1 protein-coding gene is annotated in these 692 nt (G+C 39.2%); it reads left to right on the forward strand.

What is annotated here, in order from left to right:
- The coding region (locus AC2LE6_RS08240) for an AAA family ATPase (RefSeq protein WP_484478778.1) at positions 1-692 on the forward strand (692 nt) is incomplete at both ends.

The following is a 692-nucleotide window of genomic DNA, read 5'->3' on the forward strand; positions in this document are numbered from 1 at the left end:
TCGTTATCGGACAACAACATGCTAAAAAGGTTATCTCAGTTGCAGCTTACAATCACTTCAAGAGATTGAGTAAAGGTGAAGGCAAGAAGTCTAACATCTTAATGTTAGGTCCAACTGGTTCTGGTAAGACTTACTTAGTACAACACTTATCAAAGTTTCTAGATATCCCATTCACTATTGCTGATGCTAACTCGATTACACAATCTGGTTACGTTGGTGGTGATGTTGAAGACATCTTAGAGAGTTTGTACATGAAGGCTGGTCAAGACTTAGAACTTGCTCAACGTGGTATCGTATTGATTGATGAAATTGATAAGATTGCTGCACAACCTGACGCAACTGGAAAACGTGATGTTACTGGTCGTGGTGTTCAAGAAGCTTTACTTAAAATCATTGAAGGTGGAGAGTTTAAGGTAGAGATCGGTAGTGGTCCTCAAAAAGAATCTATACTGTTTGATACTAATAATGTGTTATTCATAGTAGCAGGTGCATTCTCTGACATTGAGGACATTGTTAAAGGTCGTAGTTTCAAGGCTGATAGAAGTTTCTTAGGTGGCAAGACTATTGATGATGCTGTTATCCAGTCTACTGACGAGGCATACGCTTCTGTTACTAATGAAGACTTAGCTGCATTCGGATTAATCCCCGAATTCATCGGACGTCTACCAGTTGTAACTATCTTGAACAAACTG

The organism is Candidatus Izemoplasma sp. (genome assembly GCF_982632705.1).